Annotated in this window: 1 protein-coding gene; it reads left to right on the forward strand. The window is 43.1% G+C overall.

The genetic code is table 11. From position 1 onward, the window contains the following. Positions 1 to 76: 76 nt before the first annotated feature. Positions 77 to 1,884 (forward strand): hypothetical protein (locus ASU35_RS04540; protein WP_058351873.1); only part of this gene is annotated, 1,808 nt, incomplete at its 3' end.

Here is a 1,884-nt window from a genome sequence, read left to right on the forward strand (position 1 = left end):
AATTCCCCTCATGAATGAGGGGCTAGGGGAGTTGATGTGTCGAAGACACTTTTTTATTCCATGAGGAGGTGAGGATTTGTACCCGGTAAGTAATGCTTTTTTGCAGAAAATAAAGGAAAACACAAGAGAATACTACTGGACGGGAACAATTGTCACCACATATGGGACGAGATACACCTTTCAGAATGCAGATATCTTAAAAGGCTCTGCTTATATCAACCATAAGAGTTGTAGTGCAGATGAGATGGAGCTTGGCTCCGTGAATGCAGCCGAGATGAAGATTACCCTCTTTAACAATATCGACAGATATACGCTTATGGATGCAGAGGTCAGGCTTACTTACCATTTACGCATTGATGAGAATACTGTCGAGGATGTTCCAATGGGAGTGTTCATCGTAACTGAGGCAAACAGGAACATAAAGACCTTGGAACTTGTCGGATATGACAGGATGCTCCTTTTGGATAAAGAGTTCTCTGTTACCGATATGGTCGGAACACCATATCAGATCCTTCACTTGATGGCAGAGGCTTGTGGCATTGTTCTTGAACAGTCAGAACAGCAGATAAAGGCTCTGACAAACGGTACAGAGACTTTTTCTATATACACAGACAATGATATCGAGACTTGGAGAGATGTATTGTTTTATCTCGCCCAGGCAATGTGCTGCTTTGCCAGCTTTAACAGAGAGGGAAAGTTGGAACTAAAGCAGTATGGCATGAACCCGGTATTCGAAGTAAATAACACTCATCGTTTTACAAGTTCGTTTTCGGATTTCAAGACCAGATATACGGCTGTCAGTTCCACAAACTTAAGAACACAGATGGCTGAATATTATGCTCTTGAAACGGATGATGCCCTTACTATGAACCTTGGTACAAATCCAATGCTCCAGTATGGTCTTGAGGCAACAAGAAAGAGGATCATTGAGAGGATACTTTATAAGCTGGCAGAGTTTGAATATGTACCGTTTGATTCGACCACCATCGGCAATCCGGCGCTTGATGTTGGTGATGTTATCGTCAATCGTGGTGGTCACGCTGATGAGGATTCCTATTATTGCATTACAGAATACGAGTGTAGGATAAACGGAAAGCAGACTCTGAAAGGTGTGGGAAAGAACCCGAGACTTGCATCAGCAAAGAGCAAGAACGATAAAAATATCTCCGGGCTTATAAACCAAGCCGAAGAGAATAAGATCATATATTACAAATTCGTCAATGCCTATGACATTAATGTTGCATCGACTCCTACGGAAGTTATCTCCATTGCTTATGTGGCAGTCGAGGATACAACGGCAATGTTCATGGCACAGGTACTTATTGAGACCACACCCGATGATGAAGAAGAGGATGTAATTCTTAAAGTTACTTACAAGAAGGGGCTTGAAGAGGAGACTACTTTTTATCCTATCGAGACATTTAAGGATGGAAAGCATATCATGGCGCTTTTGTATCCGATAACTGTGGGGCAGAACACGGATAATACGTTCAGCGTCTATATGAACATAATCGGTAGTGGCTCTGCCTTAATCAAGGCTGGAAACATAAGAGCCACGATTTCCGGGCAGGGACTTGCAGCCGGACTTAATGTCTGGGATGGCAAAATTACCGTTGAGGATGAGTTCAGCGTGTTCTCATGGAATGTTCCGGGATTCACGGTTGAAAGATATGTCGATTATCCGAGCATCGTACTCAAGAATCCTGTACGGCCAAGCCTTACTTCTGAATTTGGAAGAGTGGCATTTGGACAGTTGGTGTTCAAGGTCAATGACCTCAACGAGAACCTTAATGCCGAGCCAATGGTCAGATCCTTTACGGTGGATTATATGTCAAACCGCAGATTATCTCGGGCGATTTCCGCAGATTATTTCAGACGGAAACA

This window comes from Acetivibrio ethanolgignens (genome assembly GCF_001461035.1).
Lineage (GTDB): Bacteria > Bacillota > Clostridia > Lachnospirales > Lachnospiraceae > Velocimicrobium > Velocimicrobium ethanolgignens.